Here is a 22,278-nt window from a genome sequence, read left to right as displayed (position 1 = left end):
ATTTGAACTAATAAAATTGATCAGGTCATGTCGAACACGTTTAGCCATTGGATCTGGGTATGCTGTTTTTTGGCAGGAGGATGTGCAATCCGCCAATCAGCTGACCAGTCAGTAGACCCCAAAGCGGTCAGCCGGATATTGAACACCTTGGCTGCGGATGATATGGAAGGCAGGGCCGCGTTTACCCCCGGTGTCGAACGGGCCGCTGATTTCATCGCGACAGAATTTGAGAAGATCGGATTGCAACCTTATACCAAAGAGGGCTACCGGCAAACGTTCGAAGTGACCCGCATCAGTCCCGCGACTTGGGAAGTGGAATTTGACGGGACTGAAATTCCCCAGAAACACATCATCATTTCAAGTAATAGTCCGGGTGTCAATTGGAACACGGTACCGACGGTATCCTTCATCCAACTAAAAGCCGGTGAGGATTTCGCCCAGCGTTTTAGGGAGGCATCCGCCGGCAGCAATGATGCGATCGTATTGGTCGACCCCAGCTTTGCCGACTTATTCGAAAGATACCGCGGCTTTTTGATGCAAAGCCGGATCAGCCAGCCGACCAATGCGACCTCGCCGACCCCATCCGTTGTCTTTGTGTTGGCCAAGGAAGTCCCCAAGTCGTTCCGCGTGAGTTTTACCAACAACATCGAGAAGCTGCCGCTATCCAACGTTATCGGTGTGCTACCCGGCAAGTCCAAGCCAAATGAGTACATCATTTTCTCAGCCCATTATGACCATATCGGCATCCTCCGACCCAAAGAGCAGGATTCCATTGCCAACGGGGCGGATGACGATGCCTCCGGCGTATCCGCCGTTATCAGCTTAGCCGACTACTATAAGAAAAAGAATGACCACGAGCGCACGCTCATTTTTGCGGCGTTCACCGCCGAAGAGCTCGGCTTGGTCGGATCGAAATATTTTTCTGGTCAGCTCAACGCTGATGAAGTGGTGGCAATGATCAACATCGAGATGATCGGCAAAGATGCGCGTTTCGGACCGAACTCACTCTATGTGACCGGCTACAGCCAGTCCGATTTGGCAGAAATTATGCAACGCAACGTGGCCAATACGGACTTCTCCTTCCATCCAGACCCTTACCCCACACAAAACCTCTTCTATCGCAGTGACAACGCCTCATTGGCCGCCCTCGGTGTGCCAGCGCATACGTTTGCGACCGTTCAGATCGACCAAGATCAGTACTACCACACCGTGGATGACGAAATCGAGACCCTGCATATCGAGAATATCGTCTCTTCTATAAAAGCCATCGCACTCGGCGCAAGAAGCCTCGTATCGGGAAAAGATACCCCCCGTCGGGTACCGAAACTCCAGCCGTAAAACATCACCGGGGATTATGCTAAAAAAGGTGATGGCCGACGAAAACAAAGGCCGCCTTCGCTTGTTTGCTCTGCAAATAGGATGATCATGAAAACGCTTGACAGGTACCAGCTCGAACGGATGGGATTCAATCCGCCCGAGGGTCCATGCCTTTCCAATGGCCGGTTACTTCGTTATTTCATCCTCCGCAGTAAGCCGTGGTTAGGTGTAGAAGAATATTTGCCCGCTGATCCCAAGAGCGAGAATGCTGACGAGAGCGAGGTGTATGCCGTCAACTACGGCACGCATCGGATAGAACTCATCCGATCACTGGAAGAGTTGCAGCTTTTTATCTATAAACATTTAGTGACTTAAAGGCCGTTGCTTTTCGGCAACCGACACGACATCTGCTTCGACGACACGCTTGAAACTGCGTATTTCTTCTTCAATGACATCCTTAAAAAAAGGTGTCAGCAACTTGGCGATACCCGTGCCCAATGAGCCCACCCGTGGATGATAGCTGAACACCACCCTTACCTCCGTACCTAATCCGTCCGGGGTATCATAGAGCTGCACCTTGCCGGCGTTCTCGATGGGCGACCCACTGACCGAACTCCAGCCGATGAGGTAATCAGGCTCGTCTTTAACAATTTCGGCATCCCACTCGATGGTACCGCCGGTACCCGGCATTTTAGCCAGCCAATGCGAGCGCTTTTCATCCAGCTCTTCTACCTTGATCAAATGCGACATGAAGGTTGGCAAGTTACCAAGCCTACGCCAATACTGATAGACCACGGCCCGAGGCCTATTCACTGTCACAAACGTTTGAATGTTGATGGCCGGATTATGTGGCTCTTTCTTCCCCATCCAGCGGCTTAGCGGACAATAGCCTGTACTGCCCCGGAATAACAGATACCCGCTGGTCGCCAACGTGGCTATCGGTGGCCTGCGGATGTGATTCAACGCTGTGTATAGCATATACACGCCCAGCCCCACCGAAATGATCCGCTCCGTCGTGCCGATGTTTTTAGCATATTTCTCACTCATTTTTAATATTCGAAGTGTTGGTTTAGCAAGAAGACAGTCAACGCCCCAAATTGTTAGTGCCTTTTTTTAAATTCCCGATTATTTTAAATTTATCCAAACAAACTTAGCACCCTTGTTGTCTGCTTCCCTGCCCAGACACGCTCAGGAAACAGCATGCGTGCATCATTATCGGGTTGATGTACTATCTAATTAAAGGATTATGAATAAGATTGAATTTAGCAACAAAGTGGTACAAGAAGTAAATTCGCTCAACAGCTACGCACGTTATTTTACACGAGATCCCGAAAATGCCAGCGACTTGGTGCAAGACACCATGCTAAAAGCATTCTCTTATTATAACAAATTCAAGGAAGGCACTAATCTACAGGCGTGGCTATACACCATCTTAAAAAACACGTTTATCAATTATTATCGACGGAAGGTTAAAACGAATGCCATCATCGTCAAGACCGAGACCATTTCGTCGTCAGATCTTTATAAAAGTTCACTGCATAACCACGCAGAAGGAAAGTTTGTCATGAAAGACATCGAATCTGCGCTGTCGAAGCTCTCTGAAGAATATTATTACCCCTTTACGATGTATTACGAGGGCTATAAATACCATGAAATCGCTGAACAGTTCCAAATCCCGATCGGCACGGTGAAGACCCGGATACATGTGGCCAGGCAGCAATTGAAGCGGAAGCTTAAAACATACGCCAATGGCAAGTGATGGCGGCTATGAGGACGCTTAACCCGAGGTTAAAGGTATAATCGAAATCTGCCCATCACGCTCCAGAACAGCATATTTAATTTGGCTCATCTGCTCAAGCCCGTGGCTGATGCGGGCGGCTTCCATGATATCCTCGGCATCTACCCGCGCTTCTTTCATCCTGCCTTCTAATGGCTTACCATGATCGACCAAGATCAAGGGTGTACCCTCTAACAGCCGATCCAGCTTTTTGTATTTGATTTTCAGCGTTGAAAAGACCATATCTACACCCATGAGAATGGTAATCAGCACCAGCGCATGGGTGACTGAAAAATCATCACCCAGCAACGCCTGCTGCGTGGCCTCGCCCACAATCAATAACAGTACAAAATCAAAGGTGGTGGTTTCGGCCAAACTGCGTTTGCCCAGCACCCGGAAGAGCACTAACAAGAATAAATAGATGGCAACACCACGAAAAAAAACTTCCATATTAAGGGTAAATAAAATGAGTGACCTTAAAATCCTGTTCGTTGATCTGCCACGTGCCCGAAATGTTTCCGGCCTGCTGCGGAATGAGGTAAACGTGGATGATATTTTCCGCGGTGCGGTCTGTATGAAAGGTATAGCTGACATTCCCATTGGAAATGCTGCTTTCATAGCCATCGGGGACGATTTTCTCGACCTTAAAATAGTCCAGGTACCGCATGGGTATCAGCAAACGGATGGTATCTTGACCGCTTACCCGCCATTGGATGTCCGTCTCGTTTTCATAACGCAAAAATCGTTGATATTGGAGGGCCGTACCCTTTCGCACCGCTTTCACCAAGCTCAATGGCCCATTGCCAAATAAACCGAGGACGGTGAGGATGATGACGATAATGATGAGTGCGCCACACACACGTTGGACCTTCCAGCCTTTTATTTGGTGGTTTAGCTGCTCATCCAGTTCAAGCGAATGTTTTATTTTTTCTACGCGGTCTTGGGTTTGCATCGTTACGTGATTATACCGATATAATTGCAATAACCCGTCCTTTAATCGCTTTTGCCAGATTACATGCGCTCGCTCACCTATACTGTACTCCTTTTGGGCCTTCTTGTTTACTAAAGTGGATTGTATGTTAATAAATTATTCGCACCAGTTCCAAACCCTGCTGCATTAAAAATGTTTGTTATTAAAACGCGGCGTTAGTGACAGCAACTTATTAGGTACATGGTAATTGAAGATCGTATCCAAGATAGCTATAAAAAATGGCTGATAGAAGAGGCACCCATAGCCATGTATACCTGTGATCACCAGGGATTTATTACCTATTTCAACGAAGCAGCCGCTCAACTTTGGGGTCGCGAACCGGTAATCGGCCAAGATGCCTGGTGTGGGGCATGGAAATCATTCCACGTAGATGGCTCGATCATGACGCATGGGCAATGCCCTATGGCGAAGGTCATTAAGCATAAGACACCCGCCAAACAGCTGGAAATGATCATCGAGCGGCCTGACGGAACACGCCGGAAAATACTGGTCCATTCAAGGCACGTTCATCAGGAAAATGGATTATCCGGTGGTTGCGCGTTCCTTATTGACATCACTTACAAAGATGAGCAGGATACCAAACAGGCCATTCTCTCTTCGATCATCGCGTCTTCAGATGATGCCATCATCAGCAAAAACCTAGATGGGATCATCACCAGCTGGAATAAGGGAGCGCAACAGATCTTCGGATATACGGAGAAGGAGGCGATCGGAAAACCAATCACCATACTGATTCCCAAGGAACGGATCGATGAGGAAACCCATATACTCAGTCAGATCAGAAGCGGCAAAAAAGTTGATCATTTTCGCACCGTTAGGCTAAGCAAAACGGGCGAAGAAATACACGTATCGTTGACCGTATCTCCTGTGAAAAATAGTAGTGGCCGGATAGTGGGAGCCTCGAAGATTGCACGGGACATTACGAAGCAGGCCAATGCCGAAGCGGCAATACGACTGTATGCCAGCAACCTCGAAGCGATCAATTCCATCAGCAAATCCATTTCAGAGAAATTGGATGTCTCTAAAATAATGCAATATGTGGTGGATGCTACTACTAACCTCACGGGCGCTGCGTTCGGGGCATTCTTTTATCACGCGAAAAACGAAGAGGGAAAGGCCGTCACACGTTATGCCTTGTCCGGCATCTCGGCGGCGATCTTCGAGGGCGAAGGCGCGTTATCGGGTGAACCCGTACAAACGCAGTTAAGCGCCATCAATCTAAGAGACATTCGAAACGAAAGACACATGTCCTTGGCGCTTGATGACCGCCTACCGGAAAAACAACGCCCTGTAGTGAGCAGCTATTTGCAGGTGCCTGTCACCTCTTCGAACGGATTGGTCGTCGGAGAGCTCTTCTTCGGGCATCCCGAACCGGGCATGTTCGATAGCAGGCATGAAGAACTCGTCAATAGCATTGCTTCTCAAGCGGCAATAGCGCTGGACAACTCCAAGCTATTTGACGAAGTAAAAAGCTTAAGCCAAAAGAAAGACGAATTCATCGCATTGGCAAGCCACGAACTGAAGACCCCGTTGACATCCATAGGCGGTTTTCTTCAGATCCTTCAGAAAAAATCTCAGGATCCGCTGTTGGACAAATTTATCCACAAAACGATCAAGTTGGTGGAGAAACTCAACAACTTGGTATCAGACTTGCTTGATGTGTCAAGGGTTGAAAACACTAGCCTGCCCTTTCATATGGAGGCGTTTGATTGCAGGGTGTTGGTGATGGATGTATTGGAGACCTTCCGCCATACCTTTGCAGACCATCGTTTTCTTTTCGATGACGCAATGAATGAGGCGATGGTGTTTGCAGATAAGCAACGGATTGAACAGGTGCTGACCAATCTTCTGGACAATGCGATTAAATACTCGCCACAGTCAAACAACGTATACGTGAGCTTGGTCGATGAAGGTGATCATGTTCAAATTAAGGTGAGGGATGAAGGCACCGGAATGAATGAAGAGCAACGGGCGGGACTATTTACACGGTTTTACCGCGTAGAGGACAGTAGGGCAAAAGTGCCGGGCCTGGGCTTAGGACTGTTCTTGAGCAAACAAATTATTGCCGGACACGGCGGACAACTTCTATGTCAAAGTGAGTTGGGTAGTGGGAGTGAATTTTATTTTACGGTGCCGAAGGTGGCAACGGAGAAGTCAGGTAGCTAAAACAGTACAAAAATGAAAAAAAAGGTCGTTGTCGTAGAAGACAATCCGAGTATTCGGGAACTGATTGAATACATTCTCGAGGATAATGAAATTGAAGTCATTTCGTTTGAAACGGCCACTACCTTCCTAGAAGCGGTGGCTGCCATACGCCCAGATCTGTATATATTGGACATCATGCTTCCGGACGGCAATGGCCTCGATCTGTGCAGGCACTTGAAATCCAATGATGCTACGCGGCAGACCCCTATCGTGATGATGTCGGCCCATTACGATCAGTTGGATGATAGTGATGCGTGCAAACCGGTGGACTTTATTGCCAAGCCGTTCGACATTGATAATTTTGTTTTCCGTATCGGGCAGCAGATTGCCTGAACACTCATGCGCCCTGTCCAAGGTGGATCATCAGTCCGCCATCCACCACGTACGTGGCGCCGGTCACATAGCTGCTGTCTGCCGATGCCAGGAATACCGCTACCTGAGCTACATCCTCCGGTTTGCCAGCACGTTTCATGGGAATATGCTGTTCCTTCTCTTTTCGCACGGCATCATCCGCTATGGCCGCCTGGTTCATTTTGGTCAAGATCATCCCCGGAGCAATGTTGTTTACCCGTATCTGCTTGTCGGCCAGCTCCAGCGCAAGGCTGCGACTGAAATTTTTGAGCCCGCCTTTCGAGGCATTGTAATCCGCATTTCCTGCTGTGTTGATGTCTTCGTGAATGGAACTTATGAAGATCATGCTGCCTTCGGATGAGGCGTCACGCCTGCGACGGAGGTATTCGCGGCAACAAAAAAAGGGACCATACAGGTTTGTTTTTATGCATTTGTCAAACGTGGCGGTGCTCATGTCTGCAACCGGTACATCGCTGCCATTGACCCCCGCGTTATTGACCAGGATATCGACCTGCCCGTATTGGTGGATGATCTGATCAAAAACTTCGGCTACGGCCATTTCGTCACTCACATCCAAGTGAAGGCAAATGGCGTTTCCTCCCATCGCCCGGATATCCTCGGCCGTTTGTTTTCCGCCGGCTTCGTCGGTGCGATAGGTGACGACCACCTTCGCGCCCTCGGCGCCAAATGCCAGGGCGATGGCCCGCCCAATACCCGAGTCCGAGCCCGTAATCAACGCGACCTTATCTTTTAGCTTGTCCATGTGATTGATGGTGTTGTAAATTCAATAGGATAACAGGAGACCGTCGTCATTTGTTTCGATGACTACCACCGTCCCAAACAAACCGGCGGATGATGAGGTTAATGCTTTATACACACCGGATATGCCTTCAAGCGTGGTCAAACATATCGAATATAACGAAGACAGCAACACCCTCAAAATCACCTTTCAGACAGGGGCCGTGTATACTTATTATGAAGTTCCGGCATCGGTACATATCGGACTGAGACAAGCGCGGTCAAAGGGGAGGTATTTCAACAAGTATATTTCAGGACAATTTCCGTTCCAGCGACTTTAGCGTTTAGTTGCGACGTCATCTTGGGTAATGGGGATGACCTGCAGGTCCTTCCGGGGCGGTCCGGTCAGCACGTTGCCATGAACATCATAACGCCCGCCGTGACAGGGGCAGTCCCAGCTTTTCTCGGCATCGTTCCATGCCACGATGCATCCTGCATGGGTACACACCGGATTTAGCGCACTAAGGGCGCCATCACGTGATTTATACAGCGCTACTTGTTCATTTTGATAGGTTACCACGGCGCCTGTTCCAGGAGGCAATTCCGCCAGCGTACCCAATTGCTCCACGGCTATCCGGTCTGCAACAAACCGATAAACCACGTCCGCGCTCTCCTTTATGAAATTGCTAAACGCTGCAACAGGTTTAACGCGCGATGGCGAAAATAGCTTTTCATAGGGGTTTTCTTTGCCGAGGATGAGGTCTGTCAATAATATGCCCGAAAAACTTCCAAACAATATTCCGTTTCCACTGAACCCAGTGGCCACATACGTATGCTCATCGCCTCCCGGAAGCCTCCCGATATAAGGCAGGCCATCGGCCGGCTCGACATATTGCGCAGACCAACGATAGTCAATCGACGACACGTCAACGTGCTTGCGGACATAAGCCTCCAACTCGCGGAACGAACCCTGTGGATCGCCATGCCCGGTTTTATGGTCTGCCCCTCCGACGATCAAATACGGCGTCCCGTCGATCCGATGGGTTCGAAAATAATGATAAGGATCTTGCATGTCATAGGCCAACGCATCGGGGTATTGGCCATCGGTGAGCTGCACAGCCAATACATAGCTCCGGTAGGGAGCGCATCTAAAATGGAGGATATTGACCCCGGGGGGTATATGGGTGGCATACACCAGGTGCTGAGCCCGCATAACGCCGGCGCTTGTCTGGATCCGGTGATGACCCGCAGCACGCGCGACATCTTCTACCCTCGTATTTTCCAATATCATGCCTCCGCATTGCGTAAAGCGGTCCGCCAGCGCAGATAGGTAGTCGAGCGGATGCATTTGGGCTTGCTTACGGTATTTGATCGCTTGACGGAAGCTTAGGGGGATCGGTATATTTTCTGTACGTGCTACCTCCACACCGGCCCGCAGGGATGCTGTATAAATCTTTTCGAGTTCCGCCGCCTCTTTTTCGGTCTGCGCGAATAGGACTCCTTCTTTGTATTCAAAATCGCATGCGATCTGATAGGTGGATACGTTGCTGGCAATCAAATCGCGAGCCGCCCGCGCGGCATCAGCCACCAGCTGCGCATTTGCCGCCCCAAAATCGTTTTCAATGGTATGATACGGTGTATCCAACATCGTATTGATGTGGGCGGTCGTCCCACCGGTGGTGCCAAAGCCTATCTGATGAGCCTCGGCTACGGCGCAATCCAATCCGGCTTCTTGCAACCGCAGCGCTGTGGTTAACCCGGTAATCCCACCGCCCACGATCAGCACATCCCATGCCCGATCTGCTAGGTTAGCCGCCCTGTGTGGTTGTCGTGCTGCGGTCCGGCTCGTATATTGCCATAAACTTGGCAACACTCCATCTCTCTTCATAGTTACTGTCCTTTCTTGTGATAACATGGAAGCATCGGGATTGTTTAATGTGTCATCCGCCTGGCAAAAAAAGGACGGAAACGGCTGATAATGCGCCAAACTTTTGGCGCTTCACTTGTTTATAACTATATTGGGAGCTGATACGGCATATCCCTGTTATGCCAATACGCCTACGTTCGAATCGGACATCGTTTTCTACCAAACGCAATATTGGACTGTCCGTGAACGAGCAGGCGATGGTAATAAATTAACTGATCTCAACAGCAACAGAAGTGAGTAGGACTATTATTGTATCCAATCGTTTGCCCGTCAAAATCACTGAAGAAGGAAATGGCTATGCCCTGCACCCCAGTGAGGGAGGATTGGCCACCGGATTGGCTTCAATACACGCACAAGGAGAGAACAGCTGGATCGGCTGGCCCGGAATCTCCCTCGAGGATGAACGACAACGCGATTACTTTGCGTCAATCTTGAAAGAAAAACGATTGGTACCCTTATTTTTGGATGAAGAAGAAATCAAGGGCTTTTATGAAGGATTCTCCAATGAGGTGCTGTGGCCCATTTTTCATTATATCCCTTCCTATGCCAATTATGACCTTGCCAATTGGGAAACATATGTGCGGGTAAACGAAAAATTCTGTGATATCGTGCTTCAACATGCTGGGCCTCATGACACGATTTGGATTCAGGACTACCAATTGCTGTTATTGCCGGGGTTGCTCCGCAACGCGCTTCCGGATGCTGCTATTGGTTTCTTCCAGCATATTCCCTTCCCGTCGCAGGAGCTTTTTCGGCTCATTCCCTGGCGAAAGGAACTGCTGTACGGGATGCTGGGCGCCGATTTGTTAGGCTTCCACACCTTTGATGATGTCCGCCATTTTATCAGCTCTGCTACCCGGCTCACTACGACCAGCAACAATTCAAACCGATTGGAAGTAGACGGTCGCACGATCTTTGCCGAGCCCTATCCGATGGGCATTGACAGTAAGCGATTTTCCGCCCTATCGGCTGAAGAAGCCGTGGTGAAACGGGTCGCAGAACTAAAATCGACATTTGCGGGTCAGAAAATCGTCCTTTCTATCGACCGGTTAGATTACAGTAAGGGCATCTTGCAGCGGCTGGCAGCATTTGAACTCTTCTTACTCGAAAATCCCGCCTACCATAAGAAAGTAACGCTCTATATGGTGGTCGTACCCTCACGCGATACCGTGCCCCAATACCGGGAGCTTAAAGACCGCATTGACCGCTTGGTCGGTCACATCAACGCCCAGTATGGGGCGTACGACTGGCATCCGGTAGCATATTTCTACCACGGCTATCCGGTGACGGAAATTTCGGCTTTATACAACGTTGCCGACGTGTGTTTGGTCACCCCCATGCGTGACGGGATGAACCTGGTGAGCAAGGAGTATGTTGCCAGTCGAAACGACGAAACCGGCGTGCTGATCCTAAGCGAGATGGCCGGAGCGGCAAAAGAACTTATCGATGCCCTCATTGTCAACCCGAATGACATCCATGATATCCGCGATGCGTTGCTGAATGCGTTCAATATGCCAGCCGCAGAAATGAAAAAGCGCATGAAAGCCATGCGAGAGATCGTTTTCAAATTCAATGTGCAACATTGGGCAACCTTATTTATGAATAGATTAGAAGAAATAAAAAACGTGCAATCAACAACAAAAGCCAGACTGGTAGGAGCAAGCATTGAAGAACACATCATCACGCAATACCAACAGGCCAGCAGCAGGCTACTGTTGCTCGATTATGACGGTACGCTGGTGGGGTTCCAAGATGATATCGACAAAGCCTCTCCTGATGATGAGCTCTATCATTTGCTGGATACCTTGGAGTCGGACATGAATAATCATTTGGTCATTATCAGCGGGCGAAAACACGATACACTCGAAAAATGGTTTTGCGGCAGGCCGTACAGCTTAATAGCTGAGCACGGGGTTTGGACCAAGGAGCCCGAAGCTCAATGGCGACTCAAGAGCGGGCTCTCCAGCGTGTGGAAAACAGACGTTGGTGCGCTCATGGAGTCATATGCCGACCGCACCCCCGGTGCTTTCGTAGAAGAAAAAAGCTTCTCCCTGGCCTGGCATTATCGCAAGGTACAGCGCGACCTAGGCCCGTTACGGGCGCATGAGCTGATCGAGAGCCTCCGCAATTATGCTACGGCCTATGGCTTGCAACTGCTGGATGGCGACAAAGTGGTCGAAATACGCAGCGCGGAAGTAAACAAGGGCCGGGCAACCCTGGATATCCTCCATGAAAATCGGTATGATTTCATTTTATCAATAGGCGATGACCGTACGGATGAAGACACGTTTCAGGCGCTCCCGCCGGAGGCCTATACGATAAAAGTAGGAACCGAAGTGTCCGCTGCCCGATTTTATCTCAAGCAGCAGCAAGATGTACGGACCTTGCTGCAAAAACTCGCTGCACTCAGCCCGTTGGTCAACCAATAAAAATGGGCCGATCCAGTTTCATCGAAATCCGGTACGCCGCATTCATGAGCCCCACGTGACTGTAGGCTTGAGGAAAGTTTCCCCATTGGCTCCCATCCGATTCATCGATATCTTCGCTGAAAAGCATCAGGTGATTGCTATACGCGAGCAGTCGCTCGAACGTGGCAACCGCCTCATCCACACGCCCGACACAGGCCAACGCCTCTACATACCAAAATGCACAGATTAAAAATGTCGATTTTGGCTTACCAAAATCATCCGAGTGCAGGTAGCGGTAGAAAAGCCCCTCCGGTGTCTTCAACTCGCGCTCCAATGCCTTCAAATGATTGCGGGCCTTGTCCGATGCTGGATCGAGGTAATGCATCATAATGAGTTGCAGGGTACTGGCATCCAAATAGGGGCTTCCGGCAGCATTGGTATATACCTGCCGTCCGGCATCATAACACGCCTCGATGTAGTGCGCCGCGCGTTCCATCAGCGCGTTTGCCTTGCTGACCATTTGTTGATCGCCGATAATGGTGCCGATCTTACTGGCAGCGGAGCTTCCCGCCCATTGGAAGAGGTTTGAATAGCAGTGATGATTGGCAAAATTTCGGAATTCCCAAATTCCTGCGTCCTTTTCATCGATGGTCTTCTCGATTTTTTGGAGAATGTAATCTACCCATCGCCCTGCATCCGAGCGCTCTTTGAAAACAAAGCGGTAATCGGTATATAGCGGCAATAAGGCGATCATCGCCTGTCCATACACATCGTTTTGGATATGCTCGTAGGCTTGGTTGCCTACCCGCACGGGGGTATTCCCCTGATACCCGTCCAAACTGTCCAATACCTGTTCGGTCAGGTCAAACTGGCCATTTATGCCATAAAGCGGCTGAAGCCTTCCCCGATCGGCGTGGGTAATATTCGTGATGTAATTGGCATATCGCTCCATCTCTTCAAACTGGCCAATATGGTTCAGTGCGGTGATGACGTAATAGCTGTCGCGGAGCCAGCAGTAGCGGTAGTCCCAATTGCGCCCACTGCCGGGATACTCAGGCAAACTCGTGGTACTTGCCGCAATGATGGCGCCCGTATCTTCATATTGGTGGATTTTCATGGCAAGCGCTGAGCGGATGACGGCCTCTTGGTAAAAGGGCGATATGGTTGCGTGCTTTATCCAGGTGCGCCAATAGCCGACCGTCTCCCGGAGAAAATGTTCAGCGGTACGCTCAAGGGGCGCTTCGAGCGGCTGTCCGTAGGTAAGCACCAGGTACTTGGTTTCGCTCAGCACCAATGATTCCTCACCGAAAAAATGACTGACCGGTACGTTGGTCGTCAACCGCATATGTTCCTCACCATTGGCAAATTCTACATGGTTGCTGCCCCGGTGTTTGTCAAACGGTCGCTGGCCATAGGCCCCCACCGGATTGCAGACCACGCGGATACGTGGCCGGTTATCCAAAGGCTCGATTTTCCGGATGAGCATCAGCGGTTTGAAATAGCGCTCATATTGCCTAAACCGGGGGGCGAAATCTGTAATCCGATAGCTGCCGTCGGCAGCCGTGATCTCGGTGCACAAGACATTCGTGTTCTCCACATAGTATTGTTTGCTGGCGTACTCGCCGACTGGCAATATGGAAAACTGCCCGCCTCTATTGGCGTCTAAGAGGCTCCCGAAAACAAACGAACTATCAAAAGATGGCCAACAGAGCCAAGAAACATTCGTGTCTTTCTGAATGTGCGCCAAATAAGCGCAGTTACCGATGATTCCGCTATTATAAACATGTCGTTTATCCATGCATCAATGTTAGGTGTATGAAAAAGGTGCTTTCAGCGCGTGTCGCTCAAAGATAACAAACACGTTCTACTTTATCGGCATGCTTCCCGATTCCTCTTGCACTGCCTCTACTTCCATCAGGTGGAAAGGGTAGGGTTTTCCCTGGCGCGCCAGGATGGGCAATGAGACGTTCCACACGCTGGTGCCGTCCGGGGTCTGCCCTTCGTATTGACCCATGTGCGCATGGCCATGAAACACCGCTGCAACTTTGGTGTGCTGTAGCGGTTCCAGTAACCGTGATGAACCTAAAAAGGGGTATATCTCCAGCGGCTCGCCTTCTACGGTTTCTGGAATAGGGGCATAGTGCATAATGGCGATCTTGGCAACCCCGCCATGATGTTGACCCAACCGAGATAATGCCCTTTCCAACTTCAGCCCCTCATCTACCGCTTCCTGTACGAATGATTTCATCATGTCTTCGCCAAACCGGGCAAGCATTCTGGCGCCAAAGCCCCCGCCGAATCCCTTAATCCCGGCAAATCCAACCCCATGGATAATGGTAGACTCGCCATCCAGCACCTGCATATTGGCTTGCTGGAGTACTTCTTTGATGATTTTATGGCGACCTTTCTCGTAATCATGATTACCCAATACACCGACTATTGGGATGTTGTTTCCTTTTAACTCTTCTGTAAATAAGATGGCTTCGTCTTCGTCGCCAGTGTCTGTAATATCGCCGGCGATGACCAACACATCCGCTTCCTTATTGATCGCAGCAAAGAAGTCTTTCCATTTTCCGCGGTCGGTCTCGCGCACATGCAAATCGCCTATCGCTGCTATTCGTATACGTCTTTTCTTTACGTCCATAAGCAAGGTTACACTGTCTTTATCGTGTATGCTTTATAATTCCATTCTTTGATATCCACTTCATATTGCGTTTGATCGATAAGCGGCCCACGGCACACTTTCTCCAGGGAGGGCGGCAAATCATATTGCTCCACGGCCCGGCTGATCAGGTCCTGAAATAGCCAATCCGGTACGATCTGCCGGTAGTCTGAGGGATATACGAACTGGAAAATGAGCAGTTGGGCCAACAATAGGTGCCAATGGTTATCCAGTCGCTTCCAAAGCCGGGCCCAGTCTAACCGAGACCCCGTCTTTAATAGCAAGTGGTTGATGTCCGCACTATCATAGCGCTCGCGGTTCTGTACATATATCTTACACCATATCAATTCTTCCGGTGCAACAAACTTGGCCTTCTTACCGTAAAAATCGCCATCCACCGCATAGGTGTACCACGTTTCATCGACTTTGCATATGTTGTTTACCGTGTCAAAAATGATGTCAATAAAGTGCTCTTCTTTGAATACTTTAGCCAGCCACCGCGAATCGGTCAACTCGGTGCGGTATCCGCTATTTGCAAAACACTTGAGGATTTTTGGATATTCTTGCGGCAGGCAGAAAATATCCAGGTCTTTGGTCACCCGCCTGGCACCGACATAATGGGAAACAGCGTATCCGCCTCCGATCAAAAAATCACATTGATTATCCTGCAGTACGGTCAACGCATCGCAATAAATGGAAATTACTTTTTCGTCGATCATTTGCCTTATCTGCGCTTCCCCCGCATGGGGCACGCTTCTCAGGTAGAGACAAACATAGGGTTGCCATTGTTTGGAATTACCCAAAAAAGTAGGCTGAAAAACCGACTGAATCGTTTGCTAAAGCTGCTTCTGCATCACGTAGTCGTTCAACGTATAGCCAAAGTAGGGGATTTTTACGGTCGCGACGACCTCAAATCCGTGCCGCTCATAGAATGCTTTGGCAGGGTTATGCCGGTAAACGTTTAGCTCCAAACTATGCCGGCCGGCAGCTGAAGCTTCTGCTGCCACGTGATGAAGCAACCGCGTTCCGACGCCTTGGCCCTGTACAGCTGGGAGGATGTACAGTTTCTCAATCCGCATGATGTGCGCATCGCCGGATGCCGGCTGGAATCCGACAAACCCGACGGGCGTGACACCCTGCATGGCCAACGAAAACCGTTGCCCCGCTTCTAACTGCGCCCGCAGGCTGGTTTCGGCATAAATCCTCTCCAGCATAAAGACGATCTGGTCATGTGCCAGCAGGTCGCCATATGTTGGCCACCAGATTTCGTGGGCCAACCGGTGGATGATCATCACATCCGCCGATGTCGCCGCTCGGATGGTTATCTCATTCATATGCTAAATACTCACCGATCAGCCCATGGGATTCGGCGAACGAAATGGAAAAAAGTCCGTCCGCCTCGGTCATATAATGGTGATTGCTGATGCGTTTCAACCCTTGAGTGGCTCGCACCTCCTCCACGCCATAGACGAGTACCGATTCGCCCTTCGGTTTCCATTTGCTGAACCCCGACTTGACCGTCATGACGCGTACACCGTTGGATAACTGTGTAATATTCATCCTGTCAGCATACCGGAGCAGCAGCTCGGGCTGGATATCGTCCGCTAAAATGTTCGCCGCACGACGGTCTTGGCCGATTAAATAGTGAAACGCATCTTCTATAAAGGTGGTCGCCAATGGTAACACCAAGATGTGGTCCTGCGGCATACGAACATACTCATTGGCGATGAGGACATCGACTTTAATGCCCCATTCGGTGATCTGGTCAATGCATATACGATGCGTGATCACCGTTGGACTCCACTCGAGCAACTGCTCCAAGTAAGGAGTGGGACCCGTACCGCAATCCGCAATGATTAAAGCGGGTTCTTGATCTTCTTTGACAATATGATGCGAAGACATCGCTCAATGCGTTAAGGTTAGTTGCCCAGTTGACGCAGCGCAATATAAGCCATTAGTCCGGTACTTACTGCCAATGCGCTTTCGTCGATATCAAACGTGGAGGTATGTACTGCCGAGGTAATGCCTTTGGCTTCATTGCCTGTACCCAAGCGGTAGAAGCATGCATCAGCCACTTGCGAATAATAGGCGAAATCCTCCGCCGCGAGCCATAGATCGAGGTCCATTACGTTTTCCTTGCCCAAAAACTCCTCGGCATAGCCCCGGACATCAGCCGTGAGTGCTTCCGCATTGACGAGGAAGGGATACCCGATGCGCACTTCAAAATCACACGTTGCGCCCATGCTTTCGGCAATACCTGTGGCGATCTTTTTCATCCGTACGTGAGCCTCCCGGCGCCATTGCTCATCGAAGGTCCGAAAAGTGCCTTCCATGTATACTTCATCAGGTATCACGTTGGTGGCGCCGTTTGCAATGACTTTGCCGATCGATAATACACTGGGCATTTTAGGATCAGCAATTCGGCTGACTACCTGCTGCAAAGCCGTGATGATATGCGCTGCGATCAGCACGGGGTCGATATTTTGTTGGGGTTGTGCGCCATGCCCGCCCTTTCCTTTTATGGTGAGGTACAGTTCGTCCGTGGAGGCCATGTATTTACCCGCCCGAAAACCTACCTTGCCCGCTGGAATCAGCGGCATCACATGTTGCCCGATGACGGCCTGCGGCACCGGATTTTGCAATACCCCTTCTTTGATCATCAGGCTTGCCCCACCAGGCAAACGCTCTTCGCCAGGCTGGAAAATCAGCTTGACAGTGCCTCCGAACTCTGCCTTCAGCGATTGAAGGATGTGCGCTGTGCCCAATAACGATGCCGTATGCGCATCATGCCCGCAGGCGTGCATGACACCGGTATGCTGCGAACCGTATTCGCGACCTCCTATTTCCGTAATGGGCAGCGCATCCATGTCGGCGCGTAGCGCTACGACTCTGTCAGAGGGCTGTTCGCCTGTTATCTGTGCTACCAATCCGGTATTGGCCATGGGGAGATAGGGGATTCCCAAGCCATCCAGTTCCGCCTTCACAAAGGCGGAGGTCTGGTATTCTTCAAATGATAATTCAGGATGCTGATGCAGGTGCCGCCGCTGCGTCACGATCTTTCCGTGTATCTGGGTGGCAAGCACACTGATTTTGTCCTTCATTCGTCTCTCCATTTCGCTATTGGTAGACGTATATCTCTTCGGTAAAGACAAACACGTTATTGAATTGCTTCCGAAGTCCCTGCATGAGTGCCTGGGCCTCACCCCGGCTCTTAAAATCGCCCGCTTTCACACGATAATTAGGTTCTTCATAACTGACATACGTGTCTATACCTTTATACAGCCGTTTGAAGCGGGCTTGCTCGGCATACGCCTGTGAACGATCTGATCCCGAATAAATCTGGACACGGAAGCCCATGGCTTTGGAGCGTGTGGCGCTTTTCTTGTCAACTGGCGGCTTGCGCGTTGAGGTGGCGGTAATGTTGGTGCCTTTACGGCTGCGCTGCATGAGGCTGATCAGCGGGTCAGCCACGATCTCTACCTGACCCTTTTGCTGGGCATATCCGGCCACGCACCAAAAGCAGACCAGCAATCCAATAAATATGAGACTTTTTTTAACCATGACCGTTATCTGATTTATGCGCCGTGGCAATTTTTATATTTTTTGCCGCTTCCGCAAGGGCAGGGGTCATTCCTTCCCACCTTTTGCTCGTTGCGGATGGGTTGGACGCGCTGTACCTCACGGGTATCCTCTGCCGGAGCACCGCCGCCAGACGCTACCAACTCGGGTTTGGAGGCTCTCACCCGTGCCTCTTGACGCGGAATCGGGCGTGCTTCGTGTACATCTTGCGGTTGCTGGTTGGGTATCTCTCCCTTGAAGAGAAAACCCACCACCTCCTTATTCATCTCGACCAAAAGCTGTTTGAACAGGTTAAAGGCCTCCATTTTATAAATGATGATCGGGTCTTTTTGTTCATACACCGCATTCTGAACCGATTGTTTCAGCTCGTCCATATCCCGCAGGTGCTCTTTCCAAGCTTCGTCAATCAACGCCAGGACCACACCTTTTTCAAACGACTTAAACACTTCTTTGCCACCAGATTCCACCGCCTTTTTGAGGTTGGCGGCTACCTGTATACCTCTTAAACCATCTGAGAAAGGCACAACAATATTCTCGATCTGTCCGCCTCTCGTGGCAAACACATCCGTCAACACAGGAAGTGTCTGTATAGCGATTTTATCCGCCTTTTCATGATAGTACGTGATGATCCTTTCAAAGAGTTTATCGGTCAGCGTGGCAATATTGCTGTGTGCAAATTCATCGGCATCGATTGCCGGATCAAGCGCGAATATGCGGATGACCTCCAGCTCAAAATCGTCATACGTGCCGGACTCCTTGTAGGTCGTTACCACATCCTCCACCACATCAAAAATGGTGTTATTCAAATCGACATCCAGGCGTTCGCCAAACAGCGCATTTTTACGTTTGGAATAGATGACCGTACGTTGGGAATTCATTACGTCATCGTATTCCAACAGCCGCTTACGGATGCCAAAGTTGTTTTCTTCTACCTTTTTCTGCGCCCGCTCGATGGATTTGGTGAGCATACTATGCTGCATCACTTCTCCTTCTTCTACCCCCATGCGGACCATGATATTGGAAATGCGCTCAGACGCAAACAAGCGCATCAAGGGATCTTCTAGCGACACAAAAAATTGGGATGAGCCGGGGTCGCCCTGCCGTCCCGCACGTCCGCGCAACTGCCGATCCACGCGGCGCGACTCATGACGTTCGGTACCGATGATCGCTAGCCCGCCAACCTCTTTTACGCCTGGACCAAGCTTGATATCGGTACCCCGGCCAGCCATGTTGGTGGCAATGGTCACCATACCCGCTTGCCCGGCTTCGGCTACGATATCGGCTTCACGCTGGTGGAGTTTGGCATTCAACACGTTGTGTTTCACGCCGCGGAGTTTAAGCATGCGGCTCAACAGTTCTGATATTTCTACCGATGTAGTACCCACCAACACGGGGCGTCCCTCTTGCGTAAGGCGTTGGATTTCCTCGGCCACGGCATTATACTTCTCACGTGCGGTACGGTAGATCAGATCGTGGCGATCTTCGCGTTGCGTAGACACATTGGTCGGGATCTCCACCACATCCAGTTTATAGATCTGCCAAAACTCGCCCGCTTCCGTAACCGCCGTACCGGTCATGCCCGCCAGCTTATGGTACATGCGGAAGTAATTTTGTAAGGTGATGGTGGCGTACGTTTGGGTGGCATCCTCCACTTTCACATTTTCCTTGGCTTCGATGGCTTGATGCAGGCCGTCTGAATAGCGGCGGCCTTCCATGATACGCCCGGTCTGTTCATCGACGATCTTGACTTTACCTTCGTCAATAATGTATTCATCATCGCGCTCAAATAAGGTATACGCCTTCAACAGCTGATTGACGGAATGGATACGCTCCGACTTGATGGAAAAATCGCGCATCAACTCTTCTTTTTTCGCCAATTTTTCCTCGGCGCTCAATCCAGACTTTTCAATTTCAGCCACTTCGGTGCCTACGTCGGGCATGATGAAGAAACTGGTATCCTCACCCGAGGCCGTGATCAATTCAATGCCTTTCTCCGTGAGTTCGACTTGATTGTTCTTTTCATCGATCACGAAATACAGCTCGGCGTCTGCTTTGGGCATATTTTTGCTCTGCTCCTGCAGGTAATAATTTTCCGTTTTCTGTAAAACCTGCCGGTTGTTGCCTTCACTGAGAAATTTAATAAGCGCCTTGTTCTTCGGAAGCCCACGGTGCGCACGGAAGAGTGCAAGTCCGCCGCTCTCCACGCCAGTGTCTCCTGCTGCAATCGCCTTTTTGGCTTCGTTCAGCACACCGTTTATAAATGCCTTTTGGGTATTTACCAATCGTTCGATACGTGGTTTAAGCTCATAAAACTCATGCTGGTCGCCCCGGGGAATGGGACCCGAAATAATCAATGGTGTACGTGCGTCGTCTATCAACACCGAGTCGACCTCATCCACCATGGCAAAGTGCAATTTTCGTTGCACCAGCCCTTCCGGTGATTGCGCCATGTTATCACGCAGGTAGTCAAATCCAAATTCATTGTTCGTACCAAATACGATGTCCGCCGCATAGGCATTGCGCCGGGCAGGCGAATTCGGTTGATGTTTGTCTATGCAATCCACCCGCAAACCATGAAACTCAAACAGCGGGCCATTCCATTCTGAGTCACGCCTGGCGAGGTAATCGTTCACCGTCACAATGTGAACCCCTTGCCCCGATAGCGCGTTTAAGTACGCCGGGAGCGTGCCCACCAATGTTTTTCCTTCACCCGTGGCCATTTCAGCGATTTTCCCTTCGTGCAGTACGATACCGCCGATGAGCTGCACATCATAGTGCACCATATTCCACGTCACCTCGGTACCTGCGGCTGTCCAGGTATTCTTCCAGATCGCCTTGTCAGCGGCGATTTGCACATGGGGTTTAGTCGTTGCTAATTGACGATCAAATTCAGAGGCGGTCACCGCTAATTCCGTATGTTCCGTAAACCGCCGGGCTGTCTCTTTGACCACCGCAAACGCTTCGGGAAGCAGCTGCATCAATACTTCTTCCAACTTCTGATCACGTGCTTTGCCCAGCTTGTCTACCTGATCGTAAATGGCCGTTTTTTGACCCATATCAATCCCCTCTTGTTCGGCCTCGGTCTTCAGGTCAGCAATTTCCTTATCGAGATCCGCAAGATATTCCGCTATGCGTCGCTTGAAGTCAGCCGTTTTGGCACGAAGCTCATCGTGAGTCAACCCTTCGAGTTTAACATATTCCTCCTTGATCTTTTCGACCAACGGCTGGACATGTTTGACATCGCGCTCAGATTTGCTGCCAAATATTTTGCTTAAGAATGTTAACATCGTGTATTGTTTAATAACAGGCCATATGGTCAATAATGGCACCAAATCCACCTCACCGCCAATATGGCATAATGGGCAAAGTTAGCTATTAGAATTGAGATTTGGGATAGTAGAATTGAGATAGGCCCTTAATCCAGAAACAGCTCATTGGTCGTCTCGGGTATCAACTGAAGTTTCCAGGCGTTGTCAAATAAGGTACGGATGGCATCACGGCCTTCGTCACCAAGCGAAACCGAAAATTGATTGACATATAATTCAATATGCTGGTACATCACCTCCTCGCTCATTTCCTGCGCATGCGAGCGGATAAAATCAATCCCGGATTTTGGGTTGGCAAAAGCATACTCCACACTCCTGCGGATGACCCGGTCAATCCGGTGCTTAACTGCGTCCGGCAGTTGCCGCTTGGCTACTATACCCCCTAAGGGAATGGGTGAACGTGTGGTTTTCTCCCAGTAGTCGCCCAGATCGATCACCTTATATAACCCCTTATGCTGATAGGTAAATCGGTTTTCGTGAATGATGAGCCCAAGATCAATACGTCCATCGAGCAAGGCCTGCTCAATATCGGAAAACAGCATTTCTTGTTTGTTTTTAAGTGCCGGAAATGCCAACCCCAACAAGAAGTTTGCCGTGGTGTATTTGCCGGGAATACCCACCGTTAACTGCCCGGCATCTGCCGACCACCGACCATCGTCTGACAACTGCCCCGCCAGCGCCGGCCGTTTACAGATCAGCAACGGCCCTACGCCAAAACCTAGGGCGCTTCCTGCGTTCAGCAATACATACCGATCTACTGCATAGGCGTACGCATGATAGCTCAGCTTGGTGATGTCCAGCTCGCCACCGAATGCCTTGCGGTTCAATGTTTCCACGTCTTCATAGTGCACATCAAACGTCAGCCCTTCTGTATCGATCTTGTGGTGGATGAGCGCATCAAAAATAAACGTGTCATTCGGGCAGGGAGAGAATCCGAGCGATAGCTTCATCGTGACAACTTTTCCGTAAACATGAGCAGCAATGTAGCCACAAAGGT

At 50.1% G+C, this 22,278-nt stretch carries 21 protein-coding genes; 7 read left to right on the top strand and 14 right to left on the bottom strand.

Going from position 1 to position 22,278, the window contains the following annotated elements; all coding sequences use genetic code 11:
- Positions 1 to 27: 27 nt before the first annotated feature.
- The gene (locus ACMGDE_RS15095; RefSeq protein ID WP_436833651.1) at positions 28 to 1,338 is read left to right on the top strand and encodes a M20/M25/M40 family metallo-hydrolase; all 1,311 of its coding nucleotides are present in this window, start codon (positions 28 to 30) and stop codon (positions 1,336 to 1,338) included.
- A gap of 87 nt (positions 1,339 to 1,425) precedes the next feature.
- On the top strand, positions 1,426 to 1,692 hold the full coding sequence (locus ACMGDE_RS15090; RefSeq protein ID WP_436833650.1) for a hypothetical protein: 267 nt from the start codon (positions 1,426 to 1,428) through the stop codon (positions 1,690 to 1,692).
- Here the strand turns inward: ACMGDE_RS15090 and ACMGDE_RS15085 are convergent.
- Positions 1,681 to 2,364 carry an SRPBCC family protein gene (locus ACMGDE_RS15085; protein WP_436833649.1) on the bottom strand — a complete coding sequence of 228 codons (684 nt, stop codon included), beginning with the start codon at positions 2,362 to 2,364 and terminating at the stop codon, positions 1,681 to 1,683. The genes ACMGDE_RS15090 and ACMGDE_RS15085 overlap by 12 nt on opposite strands.
- A 199-nt stretch (positions 2,365 to 2,563) precedes the next feature.
- Between ACMGDE_RS15085 and ACMGDE_RS15080 the strand changes: the two genes are divergently transcribed.
- On the top strand, positions 2,564 to 3,076 hold the full coding sequence (locus tag ACMGDE_RS15080; RefSeq protein ID WP_436833648.1) for an RNA polymerase sigma factor: 513 nt from the start codon (positions 2,564 to 2,566) through the stop codon (positions 3,074 to 3,076).
- Positions 3,077 to 3,094: 18 nt separating this feature from the next.
- Here the strand turns inward: ACMGDE_RS15080 and ACMGDE_RS15075 are convergent, their stop codons facing one another.
- Both ACMGDE_RS15075 and ACMGDE_RS15070 read right to left on the bottom strand, forming a co-directional pair.
- Complete coding sequence (locus tag ACMGDE_RS15075; protein WP_436833647.1) at positions 3,095 to 3,544, bottom strand: DUF421 domain-containing protein; 450 nt, start codon at positions 3,542 to 3,544, stop codon at positions 3,095 to 3,097.
- 1 nt (position 3,545) lies between these two features.
- The gene (locus ACMGDE_RS15070; protein WP_436833646.1) at positions 3,546 to 4,046 is read right to left on the bottom strand and encodes a hypothetical protein; all 501 of its coding nucleotides are present in this window, start codon (positions 4,044 to 4,046) and stop codon (positions 3,546 to 3,548) included.
- Between the two features lie 219 nt (positions 4,047 to 4,265).
- Here ACMGDE_RS15070 and ACMGDE_RS15065 point away from each other — a divergent pair, with 219 nt between their 5' ends.
- Both ACMGDE_RS15065 and ACMGDE_RS15060 read left to right on the top strand, forming a co-directional pair.
- The gene (locus ACMGDE_RS15065; RefSeq protein WP_436833645.1) at positions 4,266 to 6,251 is read left to right on the top strand and encodes a PAS domain-containing sensor histidine kinase; all 1,986 of its coding nucleotides are present in this window, start codon (positions 4,266 to 4,268) and stop codon (positions 6,249 to 6,251) included.
- A gap of 12 nt (positions 6,252 to 6,263) precedes the next feature.
- Entirely contained in the window at positions 6,264 to 6,623 is a 360-nt protein-coding gene (locus ACMGDE_RS15060; protein WP_436833644.1) for a response regulator, read from the top strand.
- Positions 6,624 to 6,627: 4 nt separating this feature from the next.
- Here ACMGDE_RS15060 and ACMGDE_RS15055 read toward each other — a convergent pair whose 3' ends face one another.
- The gene (locus ACMGDE_RS15055) at positions 6,628 to 7,404 is read right to left on the bottom strand and encodes an SDR family NAD(P)-dependent oxidoreductase (protein ID WP_436833643.1); all 777 of its coding nucleotides are present in this window, start codon (positions 7,402 to 7,404) and stop codon (positions 6,628 to 6,630) included.
- A gap of 58 nt (positions 7,405 to 7,462) precedes the next feature.
- On the opposite strand from ACMGDE_RS15055, the gene ACMGDE_RS15050 reads away from it, so the two are divergent.
- Positions 7,463 to 7,720, top strand: coding sequence for a KTSC domain-containing protein (locus ACMGDE_RS15050; protein WP_436833642.1), 258 nt, complete (start codon positions 7,463 to 7,465; stop codon positions 7,718 to 7,720).
- On the opposite strand, the gene ACMGDE_RS15045 is transcribed toward ACMGDE_RS15050, so the two are convergent.
- Positions 7,717 to 9,267, bottom strand: a complete 1,551-nt coding sequence (locus tag ACMGDE_RS15045) for an FAD-dependent oxidoreductase (RefSeq protein ID WP_436833641.1) — start codon at positions 9,265 to 9,267, stop codon at positions 7,717 to 7,719. The genes ACMGDE_RS15050 and ACMGDE_RS15045 overlap by 4 nt on opposite strands.
- Before the next feature lie 272 nt (positions 9,268 to 9,539).
- Between ACMGDE_RS15045 and ACMGDE_RS15040 the strand changes: the two genes are divergently transcribed.
- Positions 9,540 to 11,735, top strand: coding sequence for a bifunctional alpha,alpha-trehalose-phosphate synthase (UDP-forming)/trehalose-phosphatase (locus ACMGDE_RS15040; RefSeq protein ID WP_436833640.1), 2,196 nt, complete (start codon positions 9,540 to 9,542; stop codon positions 11,733 to 11,735).
- Here the strand turns inward: ACMGDE_RS15040 and ACMGDE_RS15035 are convergent.
- From ACMGDE_RS15035 to ACMGDE_RS14995, 9 genes are all read right to left on the bottom strand, one after another.
- Positions 11,725 to 13,512 (bottom strand): glycoside hydrolase family 15 protein, encoded by a 1,788-nt coding sequence (locus ACMGDE_RS15035; RefSeq protein WP_436833639.1) that lies wholly within the window; start codon positions 13,510 to 13,512, stop codon positions 11,725 to 11,727. The two genes, ACMGDE_RS15040 and ACMGDE_RS15035, sit on opposite strands and share 11 nt — an antisense overlap.
- Positions 13,513 to 13,578: 66 nt before the next feature.
- Positions 13,579 to 14,358 (bottom strand): metallophosphoesterase family protein, encoded by a 780-nt coding sequence (locus ACMGDE_RS15030; RefSeq protein WP_436833638.1) that lies wholly within the window; start codon positions 14,356 to 14,358, stop codon positions 13,579 to 13,581.
- Between the two features lie 8 nt (positions 14,359 to 14,366).
- Complete coding sequence (locus ACMGDE_RS15025; protein WP_436833637.1) at positions 14,367 to 15,095, bottom strand: nucleotidyltransferase; 729 nt, start codon at positions 15,093 to 15,095, stop codon at positions 14,367 to 14,369.
- 117 nt (positions 15,096 to 15,212) lie between these two features.
- The gene (locus tag ACMGDE_RS15020) at positions 15,213 to 15,710 is read right to left on the bottom strand and encodes a GNAT family N-acetyltransferase (RefSeq protein ID WP_436833636.1); all 498 of its coding nucleotides are present in this window, start codon (positions 15,708 to 15,710) and stop codon (positions 15,213 to 15,215) included.
- Positions 15,703 to 16,278, bottom strand: a complete 576-nt coding sequence (locus tag ACMGDE_RS15015; protein ID WP_436833635.1) for a thiamine diphosphokinase — start codon at positions 16,276 to 16,278, stop codon at positions 15,703 to 15,705. Before ACMGDE_RS15015 ends, ACMGDE_RS15020 begins: the two co-directional genes overlap by 8 nt.
- A 17-nt stretch (positions 16,279 to 16,295) precedes the next feature.
- Complete coding sequence (locus tag ACMGDE_RS15010) at positions 16,296 to 17,489, bottom strand: M20 metallopeptidase family protein (RefSeq protein ID WP_436833634.1); 1,194 nt, start codon at positions 17,487 to 17,489, stop codon at positions 16,296 to 16,298.
- Between the two features lie 4 nt (positions 17,490 to 17,493).
- Positions 17,494 to 17,937 carry an SPOR domain-containing protein gene (locus ACMGDE_RS15005; RefSeq protein ID WP_436833633.1) on the bottom strand — a complete coding sequence of 148 codons (444 nt, stop codon included), beginning with the start codon at positions 17,935 to 17,937 and terminating at the stop codon, positions 17,494 to 17,496.
- Positions 17,938 to 17,951: 14 nt separating this feature from the next.
- The gene (gene secA, locus ACMGDE_RS15000) at positions 17,952 to 21,242 is read right to left on the bottom strand and encodes a preprotein translocase subunit SecA (RefSeq protein WP_436833632.1); all 3,291 of its coding nucleotides are present in this window, start codon (positions 21,240 to 21,242) and stop codon (positions 17,952 to 17,954) included.
- A 128-nt stretch (positions 21,243 to 21,370) separates the two neighbouring features.
- The gene (locus ACMGDE_RS14995; protein WP_436833631.1) at positions 21,371 to 22,231 is read right to left on the bottom strand and encodes a 1,4-dihydroxy-6-naphtoate synthase; all 861 of its coding nucleotides are present in this window, start codon (positions 22,229 to 22,231) and stop codon (positions 21,371 to 21,373) included.
- Between the last annotated feature and the right edge of the window lie 47 nt (positions 22,232 to 22,278).

Origin of the sequence: Parapedobacter brassicae (assembly GCF_051400755.1) — a bacterium.
Lineage (GTDB): Bacteria > Bacteroidota > Bacteroidia > Sphingobacteriales > Sphingobacteriaceae > Parapedobacter.
Note: the sequence above shows the minus strand (reverse complement) of the source record. Positions and strands in the feature narration are given on the sequence as shown.

What these genes read in the sequence shown, in the direction of transcription:
- ACMGDE_RS15095 (WP_436833651.1), top strand. Translation starts at nt 28, where the DNA reads ATGTCGAACACGTTTAGCCATTGGATCTGGGTATGCTGTTTTTTGGCA.
- ACMGDE_RS15090 (WP_436833650.1), top strand. Translation starts at nt 1,426, where the DNA reads ATGAAAACGCTTGACAGGTACCAGCTCGAACGGATGGGATTCAATCCG.
- ACMGDE_RS15085 (WP_436833649.1), bottom strand. Translation starts at nt 2,364, where the DNA reads ATGAGTGAGAAATATGCTAAAAACATCGGCACGACGGAGCGGATCATT.
- ACMGDE_RS15080 (WP_436833648.1), top strand. Translation starts at nt 2,564, where the DNA reads ATGAATAAGATTGAATTTAGCAACAAAGTGGTACAAGAAGTAAATTCG.
- ACMGDE_RS15075 (WP_436833647.1), bottom strand. Translation starts at nt 3,544, where the DNA reads ATGGAAGTTTTTTTTCGTGGTGTTGCCATCTATTTATTCTTGTTAGTG.
- ACMGDE_RS15070 (WP_436833646.1), bottom strand. Translation starts at nt 4,046, where the DNA reads ATGCAAACCCAAGACCGCGTAGAAAAAATAAAACATTCGCTTGAACTG.
- ACMGDE_RS15065 (WP_436833645.1), top strand. Translation starts at nt 4,266, where the DNA reads ATGGTAATTGAAGATCGTATCCAAGATAGCTATAAAAAATGGCTGATA.
- ACMGDE_RS15060 (WP_436833644.1), top strand. Translation starts at nt 6,264, where the DNA reads ATGAAAAAAAAGGTCGTTGTCGTAGAAGACAATCCGAGTATTCGGGAA.
- ACMGDE_RS15055 (WP_436833643.1), bottom strand. Translation starts at nt 7,404, where the DNA reads ATGGACAAGCTAAAAGATAAGGTCGCGTTGATTACGGGCTCGGACTCG.
- ACMGDE_RS15050 (WP_436833642.1), top strand. Translation starts at nt 7,463, where the DNA reads ATGACTACCACCGTCCCAAACAAACCGGCGGATGATGAGGTTAATGCT.
- ACMGDE_RS15045 (WP_436833641.1), bottom strand. Translation starts at nt 9,267, where the DNA reads ATGAAGAGAGATGGAGTGTTGCCAAGTTTATGGCAATATACGAGCCGG.
- ACMGDE_RS15035 (WP_436833639.1), bottom strand. Translation starts at nt 13,512, where the DNA reads ATGGATAAACGACATGTTTATAATAGCGGAATCATCGGTAACTGCGCT.
- ACMGDE_RS15030 (WP_436833638.1), bottom strand. Translation starts at nt 14,358, where the DNA reads ATGGACGTAAAGAAAAGACGTATACGAATAGCAGCGATAGGCGATTTG.
- ACMGDE_RS15025 (WP_436833637.1), bottom strand. Translation starts at nt 15,095, where the DNA reads ATGATCGACGAAAAAGTAATTTCCATTTATTGCGATGCGTTGACCGTA.
- ACMGDE_RS15020 (WP_436833636.1), bottom strand. Translation starts at nt 15,710, where the DNA reads ATGAATGAGATAACCATCCGAGCGGCGACATCGGCGGATGTGATGATC.
- ACMGDE_RS15015 (WP_436833635.1), bottom strand. Translation starts at nt 16,278, where the DNA reads ATGTCTTCGCATCATATTGTCAAAGAAGATCAAGAACCCGCTTTAATC.
- ACMGDE_RS15010 (WP_436833634.1), bottom strand. Translation starts at nt 17,489, where the DNA reads ATGGAGAGACGAATGAAGGACAAAATCAGTGTGCTTGCCACCCAGATA.
- ACMGDE_RS15005 (WP_436833633.1), bottom strand. Translation starts at nt 17,937, where the DNA reads ATGGTTAAAAAAAGTCTCATATTTATTGGATTGCTGGTCTGCTTTTGG.
- secA (WP_436833632.1), bottom strand. Translation starts at nt 21,242, where the DNA reads ATGTTAACATTCTTAAGCAAAATATTTGGCAGCAAATCTGAGCGCGAT.
- ACMGDE_RS14995 (WP_436833631.1), bottom strand. Translation starts at nt 22,231, where the DNA reads ATGAAGCTATCGCTCGGATTCTCTCCCTGCCCGAATGACACGTTTATT.